Here is a 20,522-nt window from a genome sequence, read left to right on the forward strand (position 1 = left end):
TCGTGGTCAAGCTACGGTATGACACCGAATGGATTTTTTGGTCTACGTAACAATGCCTACTCGCAATGACGATTTGCGTAACCAGTCCCATACATTTAATATTTCATAAACATCTATGTTCCTACTCCTAAAAAAACTACATCTAACATTTGCTTGTAGTAGTCGTATAATAATAACCTTAGTAATTATTGACCAGTTAAGTAAATGGTGGTTTATTGATAATTTGAGATGGAAACCAGGCTTAATGCTCAAGGTTACTTCTTTCTTAAATATGGTTTATACTTGGAATTACGGTATTAGTTTTGGTCTAATGCGTGAATATTATCAGTATAGTAATGCTATTTTTTTAATAACGAACACGCTTATTGTCTGTTATTTATATTATTTGATGATACGTTCAAAAACAATAGGGAGTTTTGCCGGTTATAGTTTTGTCATTGGTGGGGCTGTCGGTAATCTAATTGATAGGTTTTTTAGAGGGGCGGTCTTTGACTTCATTCATTTCCATTATCAAAATTATAGCTTCCCCGTATTTAATTTAGCTGATTGTTTTATTACAATAGGAGTAATTATCTTAATAGAAGATTATTATAGTACTAAAAAAGTTATTGAAGAAAAGGTTAAAGGGAATTATGATAATGCTCAAATTAAAGCTATGGCTGAAAAAATTCGTAACACCGATAAGGGCGGTAACGATTAAATATAATTTAAATTAAAGGTGTTTAAGTGAAAAAGATTTTTTTATTATTGACTGTTTTATTAATTACTTCTGCTTGTAGTAAAAAGTTAAAAGAAACCGTAGGTATATCAACAGCCGGACCTAATGAGTATCAAGTACAGCGTGCTAAAGCACTGGAAGTGCCTCCTCATTATTATTTACCAGATCCTGGGAATAGTAAAACAACTTACAGTAATGTAAAAGGACAAGGTGAATTTAATGAAGGTGAACAAGCTTTAATGCAGGATATGGATTAAGAATTGTGTTGTCCCCGTGGTCAAGCCATGGGATAACAATTTTTTGCTCACCCTCTCAATTACAGATTCATGAATTCTCATACAAAACAAAAAATAGGTGTTTTTGGGCTTGGTAAAACCGGTATATCGGTTTATGAAGAGCTGCAAGGTAAATGTGACGTAATTGTTTATGACGATTTAAAAGCAAATAGAGATATATTTAAAAAATTATATAGTAAAAGCGCTATTGTTGCTTTATCTGATTTAAGATGGCAAAATTTAGATAAAATTGTCTTAAGCCCTGGAATTTCTTTAACACATAAGATAGTAGGTATGGCAAAAAATTTTAATATTCCAATCACTTCCGATATAGATTTATTATTTGAAAAATCAAAAAATTTAAACTTTATCGCCATAACTGGTACAAACGGTAAAAGTACTACTACTGCTTTAATAAGCCATATCTTAAATATTAGCGGTTTAGACTATCAGGTTGCCGGTAATATTGGAGTTCCTGCTTTGCAAGCTAAAGCAAGTAAGAACGGATATGTACTTGAATTGTCTTCTTTTCAGCTAGATCTAGTAAAAATCTTTACAGCTAAAATAGCAGTGCTTCTTAATATAACTCCCGACCATTTAGACAGACATCAGGATATGAACGGCTATATTGCAGCAAAATCCAAGATTTTTGATCGAATGGATAAAGATAGTTATGCAGTAATTAATATTGATAATGATTATTGTCGTGAAATTTTTATAACATTGCAGCAGGAGCAACGTATAAAACTAATTCCTTTTTCGGTTACTAAAATTCTTGAAAACGGCATGTCGGTAGTTGATGATAAAATTAACGATAATTTTTTTGATAATATAAGGTTTGAATGCCAGTATAATTCAGAAAGCTTCAGACAAGATGAATTTCAAGGCAAGCCTGCGGAGCGCATAAAAATACGTGAGCACAGGCGAGACCTACAAAATTCGCTTGTATCAAGTTTTCTGAATTATACTATACCTTTTAATAAAAATTTGCAAGGAACTCATAATTATGAGAATATCGCTGCAAGTTATGCAGTAGCTAAAATAATAGGATTAGAACCTAAAAAAATACTTGAGTCTATAGGTAGTTTTCAAAGTTTACCTCATAGAATGCAATACATCGGTAGTATAAATAATATAAGTTTTTACAATGATAGTAAAGCGACAAATGCTATATCTGCCGTACAATCAATTAAAGCACTTGATAATATTTACTGGCTTGCGGGAGGAATCCCTAAAGAGGGTGGTATTGAAGGCATAAAGCCTTATTTCAGTAAAATTAAGAAAGCTTATTTTTATGGTCAAGCTAAAGAAATATTTGCAAATACTGCTAAGAATATAGTAGATTTTGTAATATGTGATAATCTTGAGCAGGCTTTCGATCTTGCTTATAAGGATGCAGTAGGTGATAATGCGGAGGTGAAAAATATCTTGTTGGCACCTAGTTGTAGCTCATATGATCAGTTTAAAAATTTTGCAGAGCGTGGCGAGTGGTTTATAAAGTTGTGTAGTATACTATCACCCGTGGCGTGACTCATAGTACAGGACGGTTGTTAAAAAATTTTCGATGTCATTCCCGCGAAAGCGGGGGGGAGCCTAGACTAAAAATCTTTAATTTTAAAGATTTTTTATTAGATAATTTTTGCAAATAAAGCTTCTTGAAGCTTTATTTAACTGGATTCCTGCCTCCCGCAGGAATGACATAAAACGAAAAATGTCCGGTACTATAGGTTTGATCACGGTATGACCTCGAGCATGTTTTCTAATCCATGCAATAACATAAATATAGTCATGAATAACGAAATATCTAATAATTTTATAAAATTATGGTGGCGGAGTACCGATAGGCAAATAATAATTTCTTTAATTATCTTATTTGCTTTTAGTCTAATGCTTGTTACTACCTCAGGTTCGGCAGTAGCAAGTAGAATAGGGCTTGAAGAAAGTTATTTTGCATCTAGACAAATATTTTATTTAGCTGCTGCTTCAGGTCTTATATTATTATTTTCATGTCTTAATAAAAAATGGTTAAGGCGTTTTGCAATAATTGGGTTTATTGCTAGTATAGTTTTATTAATAGCAGTTAAATTTTTGGGCTATGAAGTAAAAGGAGCAGTGCGATGGATTAATATTCTAGGTCTATCTATTCAACCTTCGGAATTTATCAAACCGTTTTTTGCAGTTGTTACGGGCTGGATATTGTCGCTGAAATTTAATGATGATTTTCCAAGTTTTACAATTTGTATAATATTTTATTCTATTGTTGCTATTCTCTTAATTATTCAGCCCGATTTTGGAATGCTTGTAATGATTACGGCAGTTTTCGGTATTCAGCTATTTATTGCGGGTATGCCGATATTTTGGATTGTGCTAGCCGGTTTTTTAGGAATGATAGGAGTAACTATTGCTTATTTTTGGTTACCTCACGTAACGCAAAGAATTAATTCATTTTTAGATCCTGATAGTAGTGAGAATTATCAAGTTAGTAAGTCTCTTAAGGCTTTTGAGCATGGCGGTTTATATGGACGCGGTCCAGGAGAGGGAGCAGTAAAGCAGGTACTACCTGACTCACATACAGATTTTATTTTTGCTGTAGCAGGTGAGGAGTTTGGAGCTATTATTTGCCTGATTGTTATAGGTATATTTGCTTTTATAGTATTAAGAAGTCTTATTAAATTGTTAAACGAAACAGATAAATTTGTACAATTCGCTGCTAGCGGTATAATTGCACAATTAGGGCTTCAGGCGATAATTAATATGGGCGTAACTTTGCATTTATTACCTACTAAAGGTATGACATTGCCGTTTATTAGTTACGGTGGTTCTTCAACGCTTGCAATAGCTATCGCTACCGGTATGCTGCTTGGATTTACAAGACACCGAATTCCTTTAAATTCGTACAAAATTCGTAATGTTGAAATATGAAAAAAATAATTTTAGTAGCAGGTGGTACGGGCGGGCATTTTTTTCCGGCTGTTGCTCTTGGGGAAGAATTATTGAAACGTGGATATGAAGTTCATTTTATTACTGATTTAAGATGCCAAAAATATATAAATCAGAATATGGGGTTAATTTTTCATATCTTAGATTTAAAACGCTCAAGTAATATTTTTTTATTTTTACCAAACTTATCAATTGCGATCTTAAAAGCTATTAAATTATTATATAATATCAGATCTTCAGCTATTATAGGATTTGGCAGTTATCCTGTTATATCTTCGATATTTGCGGCAGTTTTTTTAAGAGTACCGATTATAATTCATGAACAAAATTCTTACCTCGGGAAAGTTAATAAATTTTTTGCAAGCTTTGCTAAAAAGATAGCTATTTCTTATGAAGATGTAAAAAATTTACCGGAATTTGTAAAAAATAAAATAGTAGTTACCGGTGGGATAGTTAGGGAGAATATTAGGGAGTTGGATTCTGTAGTGTACTCAGTGTCACCCCGTGGCTTGATCACGGGGTCCAAAAAAATAAAAAAAGACTGGATTCCGTGGTCAAGCCACGGAATGACAAGCTTTTTACTATATTAATCTTTGGCGGTAGTCAAGGAGCTACGTTATTTTCAGAGCTGATACCTGCAAGTATCCAAATTTTGATGCGAAAACAACCAAATCTTAAATTAAATATAATCCAGCAAGCCGCATTAGGTGATCAAGTAAAAATAAAAGATATATACTCGAAATTAAACATTAATTATGAATTTGCCGAATTTTTTGATAATATGGCATTGCAATATAAAGAAGCCGATATAGTGATTTCAAGGGCAGGCGCATCTACTATAGCAGAATTGACCTATATAGGGTTGCCGGCAATCTTTATTCCACTGCCTAGTGCTGCGGATAATCATCAATATTACAATGCAAAATTATTGGAAGATAAAAAAGCAGGATGGTGTTTAGAGCAGAGTGATATTTCTGCAGGAAAATTAGCAGATAAAATACTCGATTTGATAAGTAATCCAAAGATATTAGAAGATGCTTCACAAAATTTATTAAAAAGAAGAAAAGAAGGGCATGTGTTGTTAAGTGATTTAATAGAAGGAGTGATTTGTCACTCCGTGGCTTGAGACCCCAGGGTCCAGAAAAAAATAAAAAAGACTGGATCCTGTGGTCAAGCCACGGGATGACAGTAAGGCACGCAACAATATCAAAAATACCTCAGAATAGCAATAATTTAATTAAGTGCACAGCAGTTCGGTTCTTTATCCTTGCAAAACTGGCTATTATGTGGCATTAATCATAATAAAAGTTTTGGAATAATATAAATATATGTTTAAAAAAATTATAATATTATTTTTAGGAATGTTTTTACTTTCAGCTTGTACTGATAATTTGAGAAGCTATTTTCAAAGATCCGCAAATAATAGATTGGTTGATAGTAAAGGTGCTAAAGGCGGCAAAAGAAAACCAGTATATAATAATAAATATATTACTTTAGCTAAAAAGAATATTATAGAAGATAATCTTGATTATGATAACGACGATGATGATGACTATGATAGCGATAGTCCTTTAAGAGGAGAGAGAATCGATCCTGTAAAGAGAAATCGTGAAATGTATCTTAAGATGATTAAAAGGGATATAGCAAGGCAAAAAGCAGAGTCCGGCTTCGCTGAATCCGATGATGGTATGACTTTAAGTAGAGCAAATAAAAAGGTGAGAAAAGACGATAGCGATAAAGAAAAAAAGATGCAAGAGGAATTAAATCAGATAAAAGCAATGCTTAGAGAAACTAAGCGTGATATATCAAAATATACTTGTCCAAATGCTGCGGTAAACCAAAATTATGCACCACCCGTTACAAATTATGAACCTGTAAATTATCCACCATTAAAAAATAGTAAGCCGTATAATAACAATTCTAAGGTAAAGCAAAAATTTATCCGTGAAGATTATGATGACGTTAGTAATGCTTGTTCGATATAATATATGTCATATATTTATCACTATCAATAGGTTTATTATTTTTCTTAAGTAAGAATATTATTTTTTAATAAAAATTAATATTTTAATATAGAAATATGTTAAATTTATTAATAGGTATATTATAAAAAGTAAACTCTCAGCAAGTACTTCTAGTCTTATCTCTATAAAAGGTCTTCAAAATCCTATTGTTGCTGAAATAAAGGAATTAACAAAAATTACATTTTAAAGATCAAGAGCTTGAAAAAGCTTACGGGATGGCTTCAGATGATGTTTCTATTTAAGCAACAAGGGAACAGATATTATATGCTTTAAAAGCTGTAGAATCTGCAAAACAACATTTGATAGACAAGACACAAGAATTTTGTAATCAATTAAATGACTATGGCATTTGTGTTGCTTACTCATTTGCTCATTATAAAAGAAGCGGTAAGGACATATTAGAATTTGTATCACCTTATTTATTAAAAAACGCATCTGATATGGAATATATTAAGGCTTATATTCCTGAAGCATATATAAAAGAGAGTAATACAAATGATGCTATGGAATTACTTGGTACACGAGAAGTAAGAAATTATTTAGCAGAGGCTGATAAGCTCGCAAGCAAATCTCCTGTACCGTCTACCACTTCTAAAATGGATAAATTTAATTATGATAGTGATGAAATTACGGTTGCCGGAGAAGAGAACACGACGCCGCATACTGAACAACCTTGATAACGCTGTCACCCCATGGCTTGTCCATGGGATCAAAATACTAATATTATTAGTATTTTTAGTTATTTTTCTAGATATCTTGGTCAAGCTACGGTATGATACCGAACGAGTTTCTTGAGCCATACAACATTAGACTTCTGGCATAACTTGTTTCTCAAGGTAATTTGTGCGTCAATCCTAGCCCCTCATCCTTATGTACTATAGTGTACGCTGCAGTTCTGTGCTTCGTGTTTCCTTCAAATTCCTCTTTATGAACTACATTATGCAAGAGTCTAATGTTAATCTTTCCAATTTAATTCCGTATAGGTTGCTAATTTCAGCTTTATAATTGCTATTTTTTAGCCATTTCTTAGCTGCTTCCAAATACAAGAAGATTATCGGCGTAATATAAAGAGTAAGTAGTTGCGATGTGAGTAACCCACCGACTACGGCAAGTCCTAGAGACCTTCTCTCAGCACCAGTAGCTCCGACTCCAAGGGCAATAGGAATAGCTCCCATTAATGCGGCTATGGTAGTCATCGTAATCGGTCTGAATCTTATTATACATGGCTTCATGCGAAAATTTATTGTCGGTACGTTCAAGTTCCAAAGCAAAATCGATAATCATGATAGCGTTTTTCTTAACGATACCGATTAGCATTATAAGTCCGACAAACCCGTACATATCAAGTTCGCTATTAAATATTAGTAGAGTGAGTAATGCTCCAAATATAGCGGTAGATAGCTCTGAAAGTATGGTTATAGGATGCACAAAACTCTCATATAACATACCAAGGATAATGTAAATAACTATAACGGCAAGTCCAAGCAATAAGCCAAGAGCAGAAAAAGACGACTGAAATGCCTGAGCCGTTCCTTGAAAGCTTCCGGTAATCGTAGCCGGAATTTGTAAGTCTCTTATTGCCTGATTAACTTTTGGAACGGCATCACTAATTGAATACCCGCCTTGTAGGTTAAATGATACTGTAACCGAAGGTAATTGCCCGAAATGTGAAATACTAAGCAGATCAACAATATTAACAATTTTAGTAATGGTAGTTAGCGGTACTAAATTGCCGCTTGCAGAGTTAATATTGACTAAAGATGACATTGATGAATCTATTTGATATTTAAGGTCTAGCTCTAAAATAATGTCATATTGAGCTGTTGGGGTATATAATGTTGAAATCTGCTCAGCACCGTAAGCTGCATATAGGATATTCTGTATTTGTTCGATTGATATACCGAGTTTTGCATCCTTATATCTATCAATCTGTACTAAAGTTTGTGGTTGTGCTATTTGTAAGTCCGAAGTTACGTCAATAAAACTTGGCATCCGTGCAAGCTTGTCTTTTAATTTCGGTGTAAAGTTAAATAGCTCGTCTTGATCGAGTCCTTGCATAGTATATTGATATTGGCTTTTTATTGCTTGTCCGCCAATCGTAATAGTCGGTATGTTTTGAATATATACCTACTAGATGATCTAGTTTTGAGCGTAACTGGTCTATAACTGCATCAGCTCCTATTCTTTGATTTCTTAGTTTTAAGCTAATAAAAATCGTACCTTGGTTAACGGCATAGTTCCTACCAGAAACACCTGCGGCCGAAAAGAATGAATCTATGTTATGGTTTTTAAGTAATACATTATATTAAAAGTTTTTTTATATTTTCTTGGATCCCGCGATCAAGTCGTGGGATGACAGACGTAGTCTTTTCCTCACAATGACAATCCTTCAAAAACACATTACATAACATTGGCGCTACGGTTATCGAGATAACTCTCGAAAGTAAAATAGCGGTAGTAATAATAACAGCAAGTTCGTGTAGTCATTTCCTAAAATTCCGCTCATAAATAATATCGGTATGAATACCGCCATTAGTGATAGAGTCATTGAGACGATAGTCAATCCTATTTCTTTAGTACATTAATATATGCTGCTATTTTATTCTTGCCTTTTTTCATATGTTATGTGATATTTTCAAGCACTACTATTGCATCGTCTACTATAAACCCCATTGCAAGCGTTAGAGCCATTAAAGACATATTATCGATGCTATAACCGAATAGATATATAAAGGCAAAAGTACCGACAATCGATAAAGGAAGAGCAATAGTCGGAATAATCACGGACCGTAAATGATACAGAAAGAGAAATATAGCAATCACTACAAGTATTAAAGCGGGTAGCATCGTAAAATTGGCATCATTGACCGATGCTCTGATAGAAATTGACCTATCAAACATGATATTAATATTAACACCCTCAGGGATTTGTTTGCGGAGTAACGGTAATACTTCTTTTATAGAGTCAACTATTTCAATAGTGTTAGTATCGGGCTGTTTCTGAATAGCAAGTATTAATCCAGGTTTATCTCTATACCAAGTGGCTATTTTATTGTGAGCTACGCTATCGATGGCTTTACCGATCTTTTTAAGAAAAAGCGTATTACCGTTTTTATAGGTTAATATTAAATCATTATATTCTTTAGCATTTTGTAGTTGCCCGGGGCTCTAATGCTCGAGTAGATATCTTGACCGTATAAAGCTCCAGTCGGTAAATTAACGTTAGCAGAGCTGATAATATTCGATACTTGGTTAAGCCATAGATTATTTGCTGCCATCTTAACCAGATCAACTTGTACACGCACTGCATATTGTTATGAGCCGTACACTTGTACCTGTGTAACACCCGGTAACATTGATAAACGTTCAGCCATAATTGTTTCAGCGTAATAGTTCCACAGTATATAAAGGGAGAGTATCAGAGGTTAAAGATAAATAAAATATAGGTGCATCGACAGGATTTACTTTACGATATGAGGGTGTAGTAGGTAAGTCGTGCGGTAGCTGCTTGTACGTCTTGTGCCGATGCGGCTATATCACGATCTCAATTAAACTGCAAAGTAATTTGAGTAGTGCCGTTACTGTTAACCGAACTCATCGAATCAATATCGGATATCGTCGAGAACTGCTTTTCAAGCGGTAATGCAACTGAAGATGCCATAGTGGTTGGGTCAAGCTTACTGAAACCTGAATAGTCGGAAAATCGATGTCAGGTAAAACGCTGACTGGTAATAGATTATAGCTGAATGCTCCAAACAGCAAAATAGTCACCATGAATAAGGTAGCAAGAACCGGACGCTTAATAAATATTTCTGAAATACTCAATTATTCCTCACACCTGTCATTCCGTGGCTTGTCCACGGAATCCAGTAATACAAGTTACAAATATAGCAAATTTTGTTTTATGTCATTCCGCGAAAGCGGGAATCCAGTAATTACAAATTGTATACATAGTAAGTTTTTAAAATTAAAAGCTCGCTTTATCTTGGATTCCCGCCTGCACGGACATGACATAGGAAGTAAGAATAAACTACTCCTCCCTAACACTCACCTCTACTCCGTTAGATAATCATAGTGGCCCGTTGGTGATTAGCGTTGCACCCTCATCTATACCGCTTTTAATAACAATAAAATCATCATTAGAAAAAACTTATATCTATATTCTTGACCACGTCCTTATTGTCTTTATCGATCACAAATACATCAGGTCTTTGATCATTAGTTTGCATCGCCTTAGACGGAACTATTAGAGCATCTTTTTCTGTGTAGATGCGTAATGATACACGTACGAATTGCCCAGGCCATAATATTTCATCTTGGTTAGGTTAGAGTTGCTTTGACTTTTATAGTGCCACTATTTGGATCAATTGCATTGTCGACAATGACTATCTCACCGTCTTTAATTTCTTGATCGTTTACGGTTCTAACCGTCAAAGCCAAGTTATAAGATTTTTGAGATTTATTAATACAGTCTAGATATTTTTCAGGTACGGAAAAACTGACATAAATAGGTGAGATGGTATTTATAGTGACAAGATTTGCAAAATATGGTGACACTAAATCACCTATATCAACATTACTCTCACTAAGTTTACCGTCAAAAGGAGCTACTATTTTTGAATACTCGATTTGTAAATTAGCATCTGCAATAATTGCTTTATCAAGTTCAACAGCAGCCCCAAGCATATTCATATTAGTTAGCATCTGTAAATATTGCTCTTCCGAAACGGCTTTTTCTTCATATAAAGCACGATATCTTGTTTCTTCTTTTATAGCATTTTTGAGGTTATAAGTATCACTTAGTAAATTTGCTTGTGCTTGATGTAATTGATTTTGAAACGGACGAGAATCGATTTTATATAATAAATCACCTGCTGTTACTTCTTGTCCATCATCAAAATTTACACTTAATATTTGTCATGTAACTTGAGGTCTAATATCGGCACTTTGGTAAGTTTCAGCCGCTCCTGCAAGCTCTATCACATAAGGTACGTCTTTTCTGATAACTTTTGTTACTTCAACCGGAGCTGCTATAGTAATTTGTTTACTGCTTTTATGATGATGTTTTATTACCCAAACCACTAATATTACTATTAGCACTAGTAATGTTATCAATATCAAATTCTTTAATGTGTTTGTGTTATTTCTGCTTATTTATGTCATTCCCGCCTACGCGGGAATGACATAAATAAGCCATGCAACAAGGCTTGCAGTCGCTCGCAATGACGTTGCTCGTACTACCACTCTCTCTTCCGAGTGTATGGAAAATATTAACCATAGAACTTAGCTGTAAAAGCTTTATAGCCACCCAGTCAATTTCGTTTTGTAGTATGTTTTGTTTAGTGGTAAGCACTGTTAAGTAATCTATATTACCTCGTTTATAACACTGATCAGCAAGCTTAAATATAGATGTTAAAGCTGCTTCATTTTGTTGCCAAATATGCAAATTATTACTTGATGTTTGTTCAAACGATAAAGCATCCATAACTTGCCCGAAAGCTGTGCATACTACTGATTTATATGCGGCCACATATTGCTTTTTAACACTTGCGGCAATTTGTACATTAGTTCTAGTTTTGCCAAAATCAAAAATAGGTCCTGTTATGTTGCCACCCACCTGCAAGTCTCAGTTGAGTTAGTAAATAGAGTATTAAGTTTATTGTTACCGAATCCTAATAAACCTGTTAAAGAAATTTGCAGAAAATAAGTAGCTTTTATTGCTTTTAAGTTTGCATCTGCTGCTAGTAAATTCTGCTCTGCTGCTTTAATATCCGGTCTTTGCTCTAAAAGTTCTGACGGTAATATTTTAGGTAATACCGGTAGAGCAGGGAAATAATCTATCGGTTTATCACGATAAATTAAGCCGTTTACTATATTTTCAGGAGTTCTACCTACTTAAAATTTTTAAAGCAGTTTCCTGCTTGTGCCTTTGTTATTTTAAAGGTGGCAATGATAAATTAGTAAGTGCAAGCTCGGAAGCAGCTTCACTCACCGGTATTAAATCACCTACGCTAAGATTATAATTTCTGATTTAATTTATAAATTTCCGTTTGAGTTTCAATTAGTTTTTTAGTTAGATATATTTGTTTGTCTAATGCTAAAAGATTAAAGTAATTTATAATGACGTTACTTATAACTGATAAACGTACCACTGCCTTGCTATACTCGCTTGTAAGGAAAGTTTTTTAGCTGACTCTCTAGCATTTGCGGCAGTTCCTCATAAGTCTAATTCTTATTAAGTACGCTTGCTAGCCTGAAATTATTAGAAAATCTTGACTCATTAGGTACTTTTGTTTCATTGCTATTTTTTGTTCAATTTGCTCCGCCTTGTAAATTGATTTGCGGGAATCTATAAGAATTAACAAAGTTAAGTTGAGCTTTTGCTGCTAGCACATTACTCATTGCCAGCTAAATATCAGAGTTATTGTTTAATGATTCTTTAATTAGCTCATTTAATATTGCGTCGTTAAATTGTAACCACCACTTGGATGATGTATTATCTTTCTGTTCTATAGAATAATTATTCCAACTATTAGGTAATGAGAGATTCGGTATAGTATTATTTTGTTTAGTACTACAACTACATAGAAGAAATGATGAAATCGATAAAACTAGTATGTTATTCTTCATTGTCATCCCGTGGCTTGACCACGGGGTCTAGTTAAAAATGGTAAAACAACGTATATAATAAGTTATTTTCTGGATACCGAGTGCTTTTTTTGATCCACGCAGGAATGAGATAAAACTCTTTAGCAGGTTCATTAAAATAAATTAATATTATTTATGAATCTTTAAACTATTATGTCAATATAGACTATTATTTTTTCAACTAACTATTTTTGTAACTGCGTAATAATGTTGCTAACTTTTTAGAAACAACTTTAATGTCATAATTTTGTTTGAGAGTAAGGTAGGCGTTTTTAGAAAATTCTTTTGCTTTTAAGGGGTTATCTATTAGATAGACAATTTTTTCTGCTAAATCTTCAGCAGAGCCGGCTTTACAAATAAGACCGTCTTGCATATGCTTTAAGATTTCTGCAGGTCCTTCAGTATCTGTACTAACAAGAGGCACGCTTGCCTCTATTGCTTCAAGCACTATAATTCCAAACGGTTCATGAAGAGACGGTAAACAAAAAATATCTATTTGTTTAAAGAATTTATCTCTATCGTTAACCCATCCTGTAAATGATATTTGACTTTGTAAATTAAGTTTACGTGCTAAAGCAATTAAATTATCTTTTTCTTCACCGTTTCCACCTATAACAGCTTGAATATCATATTTTTTTTCTTTTAAAATTTTTATAGCATTAATAAAAACATCAACACCTTTTTTAGCTACAAATCTTGCTAGTACACCAATTACGATAGGTTTTCTATATGTTTTATTTGGAGTAAAGTCTTTATAAATATTTATCATATTCGGTATGATGCATATCTTAGATTCGGCAAAGTTATTTTTTAGTAAAAATTCTTCCATATGATGCGTCAAGGCAATAACAAAATCACATTTACGTAGTCCTTTTAAACTATAATTATGAGCGATACCGATTAATTTTATATTTTGTGATTTAATAAATTTACTAAAATTTATTGCTCTATTACCATGTGCTATAATTATATCGGGCTTAATTTTGTAGATTATATATTTAAGGATAAGTACCGATAACGGATCAATAGGTACTAAGTTAGGTAGTTTAAAACTTGTCTTACGTAGAAAAGAATTTATTTTTGCTTTGTAAGAAGTGATATTTATAATCTCAATTTTTTGCATTTCAAGAGCTGCATTATAATTTAAAAATGCTTGTTGAATCCCGCCAAGATCACGGCTTAGCATAATATTGAGTACTTTCATTGCTACTTTAATTTTTTGATTTCTTCTTCTGTTAAATCGGTAAATTCCATAATTTCATCTAAAGGTCTATTTTTTGCTAATATTTTTTTAGCCATAGTAACTTTTTCCCTAGCTTTCCCTATAGCTTCTCCTTTAGCTAGTAGAGCATCCATAATTTTTTGTTCTTCTACGGTTAAATTATCCATTTCGGTTTTTACCATTTTTTCATAGGTATTTCACTCTTTTTCAGACCAGCTAGCTTGATCTAGAGCATAAAAAATTTTTTAATTATTGGGTCTTCACCTATCAAATGCTCCATTTCTTCTAGAGAGCTTTCATGTGCATGCTTAAAAGAAATACGCCCATTTTGCTTGAAGATGCTCTAATTGATCTAATTCTTTATTAAATTTTTCTAGTTCTAAACAGATAAAATAAAAATCTTGTAGGTCATTTTCATAAGTTTTAGTATCAAGTAATCTATGATTTGATTTCTAATCTTTTTTATCAGGAAAGAAAATAAAATCGGCAATAGCTAAGAATATTACTCCTCGAAGTTTTGCATATACTGCCATTTTCTTATGATTATCATCCTCTTTGAGTATTTGCCTTGAGTAGGCTTTTGCTGCATAAAGCTGAGCTCTTTTTTTTAAAGCCCGGATGTTTACTGACTTGCATCTCTACAATGCATTGAGTACCGTGTTGATCTTTGCACAATACATCTACTATAGATTATTTATAAGCAGCGATGTCTCAGTCCTAGGTAGTTTTTAAAAATGTAACTGTGGTAATTACTTCCTCTCCCGTATAACCTAAAATGTCATTTAGGAAATGAATAAGTATATTATTGTTTTTTTCCCGTACCGAAAATTTTGTAAAATGCATAGTTATTTTTAGGGTCTAAGAAACGTGAAATTAGCATAATAGTCTATATTTTTATATATAATAACTTCATTATAGCAAATTTGCTATAATTTGCTATAATACAATTTCCTAATATGTAAAACATTATGATTAGTAAAATTAATTTTGTAAAAATGCATGGTCTTGGTAATGATTTTGTTATTGTTAACAAACGAGATTTATTAAGTTCATATGATTTATCACAGCTAGCAAAAAATATGGCTGATCGTCATACAGGTATCGGTTGCGATCAGTTTATTATTTATGCAGAGCATAATGATTTTTATGAGATGATTATCTATAACATAGATGGCTCTAGTGCTAAATTATGCGGTAATGCTACAAGATGTTTAGCCAAGTTAATTTATCTTGATACGGGAAAGAAAGATATTACCGTAATGGTAGGCAATAAAAAATTGCTATGTAATGTGGAGGATGAAAATAATATTAGCGTTAATGTAGGAAGTGTTAGTTTTAATGAAGCTTGGATGCCAAGCCGTGATAAAATTTGGGAACTCGCAGAGCGTTATATGATTGATTTAAAGGAAATTATTTGTGTTGATATAGGTAATCCGCATTTGGTGATTTTTAGTAAGTTAGAGCCTCAAGATCAAAAAATTGTCGGTGAAAAATTGCAGGATAAGGAATTATTCGCAGATGGGGTAAACGTTAATTTTGCTGAAGTAAAAGATAATAAAATCTACTTATCCGTTTGGGAGCGAGGGGCAGGGTTAACACTTGCTTGCGGAAGCGGCGCTTGCGGTAGTTTTGCTGCAGGTTTAAAGTTCGGTTTTATCCATGCACCAAGTATAGTAGTATTTAAGCATGGCAGCCTTACTATGAAAGAAGAAAACGGTAATATAATAATGCAAGGGTCTGCTAAATTAGTTGCTCAAGGGGAGTATTATTATGAGCAATAATTTAAGACAAAAAGTAGTAACATTTGGCTGTAGACTTAATATTTACGAAAGTGAGATAATACGAAAAAACTTGGAATTATCGGGTATCGATAATGTGGCAATATTCAATACTTGTGCAGTAACTAAAGCAGCTGAGAAACAAGCAAGACAAGCTATCCGCAAGGCTAAAAAGAATAATCCCGATTTAAAAATTATCGTTACCGGTTGTAGTGCTCAAACAAGTCCGCAAATGTACGGTAATATGCCGGAAGTTGACAAAGTTATAGGGAATGAAGAGAAGTTATTACCTAATTACTACCAAATTACCGATGAAAAAATAGTAGTTAACGATATAATGTCGGTGAAAGAGACGGCAGGTCATTTAGTAAGTAGCTTTGACGGTAAATCTCGTGCTTTTATTCAGGTACAAAACGGTTGTGATCATTTTTGTACTTTCTGTATTATCCCTTACGGTAGAGGTAAAAGTAGATCAGTACCAATAGGAGCTATAGCAGAGCAGGTAAAGCATTTAGTACTAAACGGTTTTAAAGAAGTAGTTTTTACCGGTGTTGACGTTACGTCTTACGGTTCAGATTTACCAGGAAGCCCAACATTTGCACAAATGATTAAACGAGTTTTAAATTTAGTGCCTGAACTAAAAAGGCTTCGTTTATCTTCAATAGATGTTGCAGAAATAGATGATGAACTTTTTGAGCTTATAGCTTATAGTGAGAGGATAATGCCGCATTTTCATATTAGCTTGCAAGCAGGCGATGAGATGATATTAAAACGTATGAAAAGACGGCATAATAGGGCAGAGGTAATAGAGTTTTGCCGGAAGCTGCGGGCAATAAGACCGGTAGTATCTTTTGGTGCGGATATTATAGCTGGTTTCCCGACTGAAACTCCTGAAATGTTTGAAAATACAAGAAAATTAATTTCAGAAGCGGAATTACAATATTTACATGTTTTTCCTTATTCGGAAAGAGAAGGAACGCCTGCAGCATGTATGCCGCAAGTACCGAAAACTATAAGGAAAGAAAGAGCTGAAATTCTAAGACAAGAGGGGCAGAATCAGTTGTCTGAGTTCTTTAAGAAGCATATAGGTCAGAAAGTAGAGTTATTGGTAGAGAATAATAATATCGCCCATACTGAAAATTTTATTCCGGTAAAGCTAGACAAACCTTTAGAAATAGGGCAGATATTTAAAGCGAGGTTGATAGGTATAGAAGAGGGATATATGAGGTGTGTGTTGGTTTAATATGTCACCCCTGCTGTGGCTTGACCACGATATCCAGACAATTTTCAAAAAAACTGGACCCCGTGGTCAAGCCACGGGGTGGCAAAACAAAATAAAAAAACAAAAAAATCATGAAAAATATAGAAACAATATTAAGGCTTGCTGAGGAAAAAATCTTATTAGTACAAAACTTAAAAGCACTACAAGAATATAAAGTAGAATTTTTAGGTAAAAACGGTATAGTGACGGGTGAGCTTAAAAAACTAGGTAGTTTAAATGAACAGGAACGTAAAAAATTTGGCTTAAAAATCAATAAATTAAAGGATAAAATACAGAATATAATAAGAGCAAAAGAAAAAATTTTAGAGGAGCAGGAACTAAATTTAAAACTTGCTGCCGATAAAATTGATTTAACAATCCCTGCAAGGAGATATAAACAAGGTTCTATTCATCCAATAACACAATGTAGCGAGGAGTTAATACAAGTATTTTCGCAGTTTGGTTTTACTATAGAAAACGGACCGAATATCGAGAATGATTTCCATAATTTTACTGCTCTCAATTTTGAAGATGACCATCCCGCAAGGCAAATGCATGATACTTTTTATTTGAAAGGTCAGGAAAATAATAAACCGTTGTTATTACGTACTCATACTTCAACAGTACAGATTAGAGCTATGAAAAGCGGCAATCCGCCTTTTAGGTTTATAGCACCTGGTAGGACTTATAGATCAGATTCGGATATGACGCATACACCGATGTTTCACCAAATAGAAGGACTTGTTATTGATAAAAATATCAATATGGGGCATTTAAAATATGTTATCACGGAATTTATAAAAAACTTTTTTGAAAATTCTAATATTGAATTACGTTTTAGACCCAGCTTTTTCCCATTTACCGAACCTTCTGCCGAAGTTGATATTCGGATGAATAAAGACAATAAATGGCTTGAGGTCCTTGGTTGCGGGATGGTTCATCCAAACGTGCTTAAAAATGTCGGTATCGATAGCAGCGAGTATCAAGGTTTTGCTTTTGGGCTTGGGGTAGAGCGTTTTGCAATGCTAAAATATAATATCAAAGATTTAAGACAATTTTTTGAAGGAGATATGCGTTGGCTTAAACATTATAATTTTGGGAGCTTTGATATACCGAATTTAGCAGGAGGGCTTACGAAATGAAGTTTACGTTATCATGGTTAAAGCAATTGTTAGAGACATCGGCTTCAGTGACTGAAATTGCCGAAGCCCTCACAGCTATTGGTCTTGAAGTAGAAGAGGTGATAGATAAAGCGGCAGAGCTACAAAAATTTGAAGTAGCATATATAGCAAGTACTAAACCTCACCCGTCAGCTGATAAGTTAAAGCTTTGTGATGTTGAGACTAAAAGCGGTATGTTACAAATAGTTTGTGGTGCGAGTAATGCAAGAGCAGGTATAAAAGTAGTACTTGCAAATATCGGAATAGAAATACCAAATGGTAAGTTTAAGATTAAGGAATCTATTATTAGAGGTGAAAAAAGCTGCGGTATGCTTTGCTCTGAAGAGGAATTACTGCTAGCTTCAGAGTCTGAAGGGATTATAGAGCTATCTGAAGATGCTGTAGTTGGAGAGAATTTTACTAAGTATTACGGCTTAGATGATCCTATATTTGTTATTAACGTTACTCCTAATCGTGGTGATGCACTTGGAGTTTACGGTATCGCAAGAGATTTATCGGCAAAAGGACTCGGAATACTTAAAGAATTAGAAATTCCGGAAATAAAGAGTACATTTACTTCTAAAATTAAGCTTAACGTGCAAGACAAAGAAGCTTGCCCTTTATTTACTTTTAGAGAAATAAGAAATTTAAAAAATAAACCAAGCCCTGATTGGTTACGGAAATTATTAAAAAATGTCGGGGTACAAACTATTTCAAGTTTAGTGGATGTAACAAATTATATTTCTTATAGTTTTGGGCAACCGATGCATGCTTACGATGCGGATAAGATACGTGGGAGGATTGTGGTTGAGAGATATCCCTCTATGTCATTCCCGCTTACGCGGGAATCCAATAATTCTTATGGCAAAAGCGATGCTCTAGATAGTGATAAGGTTATTATGGATTCCCGCGTAAGCGGGAATGACATAGAGGGTGGCATGGATGACAACAATGACGCAATTACTTTCCACGCCCTAAACGGCAAAGAATATTTACTTACCGAAAATGATTTAGCTATAAAAGATGAAAGCGGTATTCAAGGTCTTGCCGGTGTCATTGGCGGGGCTAAGAGTAGTTGTACTGATAGTACAACTAATATAATACTGGAAGCTGCATGTTTTAATGCTAAAATGGTTGCAGCTAGCGGGCGAAGATTGCAAATTGATACTGATGCTAGATATCGTAATGAGCGTAATATCGATAGAAATTTTACGGAAAAAGCTTTAGACATAGCAACTAATCTTATTTTGTCAATATGCGGAAATGGTGAAGTATCGGAAGTAGTGAAATGCGGTGAGAAAGAGCCGCAAAAAAAACCTTTAGATTTTTCAGCATACTATTTAGAAAAAATTACGGGAATTAAATTAAATATCAAAGAGATAGAAGCTATATTAAATAAACTAGGATTTGTTACGGATGTTAAAGGTGAGATTATAAAGGTAATAGCTCCTTCTTGGCGTCACGATATAACTATTTTAGAAGATATAGCTGAAGAAATCGCTCGTATTTACGACTATGATAAAATAGAAAGCATAAAATTACCTGAATTAGACCAAGATAATAATAAGCTAAGAGAGCATAAAAGAATATCTAGTTTTAAAAGGATATTAGCAAGCAAAGGCTATGATGAGGTAGTAACTAATTCTTTTATGAGTAGTGAAGATGCAAAGTTATTTGCTGAATTAAAAAAAGAGTTGTTTTTGCTTAATCCTATTAGCATAGGAGACAATTATATGCGTCCTACTATACTGCCGAATTTGTTAAGTATAGTAAGTAAAAATCTAGCACGCTCTGTAAAAGATATGGCTTTTTTTGAAGTTGGACCGAGTTTTATAGATTTAAATACGGAAGCAACTTATTTGACGGCAATTATAAGCGGTTCATATAGTAATAAAAATCCTCATTCACTTGGACGAGGCTATGATGTTTTTGATCTTAAAGGTGATTTAGAGCTGGTAGTGGATTATGCAGGATTATCTATAGATAAATGTATAGCAACAGATGGGACAGCATTGCCACAATATTATCATCCAACTAGAGCAGTAAATATAGGGCTTGGTAAAAATTTATTAGGTCATTTTGGACAGATACACCCTAAAATCTTGAAATATTACGATATTAATCAGGAAATATTTGCATTCGAGTTAAATATTACGAATTTGCCGTTGAAAAAAGCTAAATGCGGTAAAAGAGACGAATTTGCAGTATCAGATTTCCAAGCTAATTTTAGAGATTATGCATTTATTGTTGATCAAGATCATAGAGTCGGTGAAATAATATCATATATAAATAATTTTAATAAAAAGCTTGTCAAATCAGTTATATTATTTGATATTTATAGCGGTGATAAATTACCTGAAGGTAAAAAATCTATAGCCATTAAAATAGAGCTACAAGCAGATGATCGGACGTTGTCTGATACTGATTTAAATTCGTTCAGTAAAGATTTAGTTGTTGCCATCTCGCAAAAATTTCAAGGAACATTAAGAGAATAAC

Annotated in this window: 19 protein-coding genes and 4 pseudogenes; 11 read left to right on the forward strand and 12 right to left on the reverse strand. The window is 33.6% G+C overall.

Translation table 11 applies throughout. The features are described 5' to 3' along the window. Positions 1-115: 115 nt before the first annotated feature. The 7 genes and pseudogenes from lspA to A452_RS09530 all read left to right on the forward strand — a co-directional run bounded on the left by lspA (position 116) and on the right by A452_RS09530 (position 6,634). Complete coding sequence (lspA, locus tag A452_RS0102585; protein ID WP_014412821.1) at positions 116-700, forward strand: signal peptidase II; 585 nt, start codon at positions 116-118, stop codon at positions 698-700. A 26-nt stretch (positions 701-726) separates the two neighbouring features. Continuing rightward, complete coding sequence (locus A452_RS0102590) at positions 727-975, forward strand: membrane lipoprotein lipid attachment site-containing protein (protein ID WP_014412820.1); 249 nt, start codon at positions 727-729, stop codon at positions 973-975. A 69-nt stretch (positions 976-1,044) separates the two neighbouring features. Then, the gene (gene murD, locus A452_RS0102595) at positions 1,045-2,523 is read left to right on the forward strand and encodes a UDP-N-acetylmuramoyl-L-alanine--D-glutamate ligase (RefSeq protein WP_014412819.1); all 1,479 of its coding nucleotides are present in this window, start codon (positions 1,045-1,047) and stop codon (positions 2,521-2,523) included. Positions 2,524-2,781: 258 nt separating this feature from the next. Beyond that, on the forward strand, positions 2,782-3,915 hold the full coding sequence (gene ftsW / locus A452_RS0102600) for a putative lipid II flippase FtsW (RefSeq protein WP_014412818.1): 1,134 nt from the start codon (positions 2,782-2,784) through the stop codon (positions 3,913-3,915). Beyond that, positions 3,912-5,059: pseudogene (murG, locus tag A452_RS08080) on the forward strand (undecaprenyldiphospho-muramoylpentapeptide beta-N-acetylglucosaminyltransferase). The gene ftsW and the pseudogene murG overlap by 4 nt, the downstream one beginning before the upstream one ends. Positions 5,060-5,261: 202 nt before the next feature. Next, a complete protein-coding gene (locus tag A452_RS0102615) occupies positions 5,262-5,918 on the forward strand; it encodes a hypothetical protein (protein WP_014412815.1) in 657 nt (218 codons plus the stop codon). A 338-nt stretch (positions 5,919-6,256) separates the two neighbouring features. After that, complete coding sequence (locus A452_RS09530; RefSeq protein ID WP_014412814.1) at positions 6,257-6,634, forward strand: hypothetical protein; 378 nt, start codon at positions 6,257-6,259, stop codon at positions 6,632-6,634. 255 nt (positions 6,635-6,889) lie between these two features. On the opposite strand, the pseudogene A452_RS08090 reads toward A452_RS09530, so the two are convergent. The 12 genes and pseudogenes from A452_RS08090 to A452_RS13115 all read right to left on the reverse strand — a co-directional run bounded on the left by A452_RS08090 (position 6,890) and on the right by A452_RS13115 (position 14,009). Next, a pseudogene (locus A452_RS08090) lies at positions 6,890-8,015 on the reverse strand (efflux RND transporter permease subunit). 293 nt (positions 8,016-8,308) lie between these two features. Beyond that, positions 8,309-9,235: pseudogene (locus A452_RS09540) on the reverse strand (efflux RND transporter permease subunit); the annotation flags it as partial. 266 nt (positions 9,236-9,501) lie between these two features. After that, positions 9,502-9,731 (reverse strand): annotated as a pseudogene (locus tag A452_RS10770) (efflux RND transporter permease subunit). Between the two features lie 546 nt (positions 9,732-10,277). Further along, positions 10,278-10,871 (reverse strand): efflux RND transporter periplasmic adaptor subunit, encoded by a 594-nt coding sequence (locus A452_RS11855; RefSeq protein WP_081482383.1) that lies wholly within the window; start codon positions 10,869-10,871, stop codon positions 10,278-10,280. Positions 10,872-10,874: 3 nt separating this feature from the next. Beyond that, on the reverse strand, positions 10,875-11,072 hold the full coding sequence (locus A452_RS08110) for a hypothetical protein (RefSeq protein ID WP_014412810.1): 198 nt from the start codon (positions 11,070-11,072) through the stop codon (positions 10,875-10,877). Between the two features lie 25 nt (positions 11,073-11,097). After that, entirely contained in the window at positions 11,098-11,574 is a 477-nt protein-coding gene (locus A452_RS11360; protein ID WP_014412809.1) for a TolC family protein, read from the reverse strand. Further along, positions 11,559-11,831, reverse strand: a complete 273-nt coding sequence (locus A452_RS12755; protein WP_338009659.1) for a TolC family protein — start codon at positions 11,829-11,831, stop codon at positions 11,559-11,561. Before A452_RS12755 ends, A452_RS11360 begins: the two co-directional genes overlap by 16 nt. 143 nt (positions 11,832-11,974) lie before the next feature. Further along, positions 11,975-12,109 carry a hypothetical protein gene (locus A452_RS12500; protein ID WP_017208517.1) on the reverse strand — a complete coding sequence of 45 codons (135 nt, stop codon included), beginning with the start codon at positions 12,107-12,109 and terminating at the stop codon, positions 11,975-11,977. A 160-nt stretch (positions 12,110-12,269) separates the two neighbouring features. After that, the gene (locus tag A452_RS08120; protein ID WP_014412808.1) at positions 12,270-12,359 is read right to left on the reverse strand and encodes a hypothetical protein; all 90 of its coding nucleotides are present in this window, start codon (positions 12,357-12,359) and stop codon (positions 12,270-12,272) included. Positions 12,360-12,365: 6 nt separating this feature from the next. Next, positions 12,366-12,587 (reverse strand): hypothetical protein, encoded by a 222-nt coding sequence (locus tag A452_RS09555; protein WP_193427884.1) that lies wholly within the window; start codon positions 12,585-12,587, stop codon positions 12,366-12,368. 199 nt (positions 12,588-12,786) lie between these two features. Next, positions 12,787-13,809: a glycosyltransferase family 4 protein gene (locus A452_RS0102670; protein WP_014412807.1), complete on the reverse strand. Its 1,023-nt coding sequence runs from the start codon at positions 13,807-13,809 to the stop codon at positions 12,787-12,789. A gap of 2 nt (positions 13,810-13,811) precedes the next feature. Continuing rightward, positions 13,812-14,009, reverse strand: coding sequence for a hypothetical protein (locus tag A452_RS13115; protein WP_458692631.1), 198 nt, complete (start codon positions 14,007-14,009; stop codon positions 13,812-13,814). 786 nt (positions 14,010-14,795) lie between these two features. Between A452_RS13115 and dapF the strand changes: the two genes are divergently transcribed. From dapF to pheT, 4 genes are all read left to right on the forward strand, one after another. Further along, positions 14,796-15,608, forward strand: a complete 813-nt coding sequence (gene dapF / locus A452_RS0102685) for a diaminopimelate epimerase (RefSeq protein ID WP_014412806.1) — start codon at positions 14,796-14,798, stop codon at positions 15,606-15,608. Next, on the forward strand, positions 15,598-16,848 hold the full coding sequence (gene mtaB, locus A452_RS0102690; RefSeq protein WP_014412805.1) for a tRNA (N(6)-L-threonylcarbamoyladenosine(37)-C(2))-methylthiotransferase MtaB: 1,251 nt from the start codon (positions 15,598-15,600) through the stop codon (positions 16,846-16,848). The genes dapF and mtaB overlap by 11 nt, the downstream gene beginning before the upstream one ends. A 110-nt stretch (positions 16,849-16,958) precedes the next feature. After that, positions 16,959-18,008, forward strand: coding sequence for a phenylalanine--tRNA ligase subunit alpha (pheS, locus tag A452_RS0102700; protein ID WP_014412804.1), 1,050 nt, complete (start codon positions 16,959-16,961; stop codon positions 18,006-18,008). Next, the gene (gene pheT / locus A452_RS0102705) at positions 18,005-20,521 is read left to right on the forward strand and encodes a phenylalanine--tRNA ligase subunit beta (protein WP_014412803.1); all 2,517 of its coding nucleotides are present in this window, start codon (positions 18,005-18,007) and stop codon (positions 20,519-20,521) included. Before pheS ends, pheT begins: the two co-directional genes overlap by 4 nt. Position 20,522: the final 1 nt, after the last annotated feature.

This window comes from Rickettsia australis str. Phillips, from assembly GCF_000273745.1.
Lineage (GTDB): Bacteria > Pseudomonadota > Alphaproteobacteria > Rickettsiales > Rickettsiaceae > Rickettsia > Rickettsia australis.

What these genes read in the sequence shown, in the direction of transcription:
- pheT (WP_014412803.1), top strand. Translation starts at nt 18,005, where the DNA reads ATGAAGTTTACGTTATCATGGTTAAAGCAATTGTTAGAGACATCGGCT.
- A452_RS0102615 (WP_014412815.1), top strand. Translation starts at nt 5,262, where the DNA reads ATGTTTAAAAAAATTATAATATTATTTTTAGGAATGTTTTTACTTTCA.
- A452_RS09555 (WP_193427884.1), bottom strand. Translation starts at nt 12,587, where the DNA reads ATGAAGAATAACATACTAGTTTTATCGATTTCATCATTTCTTCTATGT.
- A452_RS0102670 (WP_014412807.1), bottom strand. Translation starts at nt 13,809, where the DNA reads ATGAAAGTACTCAATATTATGCTAAGCCGTGATCTTGGCGGGATTCAA.
- lspA (WP_014412821.1), top strand. Translation starts at nt 116, where the DNA reads ATGTTCCTACTCCTAAAAAAACTACATCTAACATTTGCTTGTAGTAGT.
- murD (WP_014412819.1), top strand. Translation starts at nt 1,045, where the DNA reads ATGAATTCTCATACAAAACAAAAAATAGGTGTTTTTGGGCTTGGTAAA.
- A452_RS08120 (WP_014412808.1), bottom strand. Translation starts at nt 12,359, where the DNA reads ATGAGTAATGTGCTAGCAGCAAAAGCTCAACTTAACTTTGTTAATTCT.
- ftsW (WP_014412818.1), top strand. Translation starts at nt 2,782, where the DNA reads ATGAATAACGAAATATCTAATAATTTTATAAAATTATGGTGGCGGAGT.
- A452_RS13115 (WP_458692631.1), bottom strand. Translation starts at nt 14,009, where the DNA reads ATGGTAAAAACCGAAATGGATAATTTAACCGTAGAAGAACAAAAAATT.
- mtaB (WP_014412805.1), top strand. Translation starts at nt 15,598, where the DNA reads ATGAGCAATAATTTAAGACAAAAAGTAGTAACATTTGGCTGTAGACTT.
- dapF (WP_014412806.1), top strand. Translation starts at nt 14,796, where the DNA reads ATGATTAGTAAAATTAATTTTGTAAAAATGCATGGTCTTGGTAATGAT.
- pheS (WP_014412804.1), top strand. Translation starts at nt 16,959, where the DNA reads ATGAAAAATATAGAAACAATATTAAGGCTTGCTGAGGAAAAAATCTTA.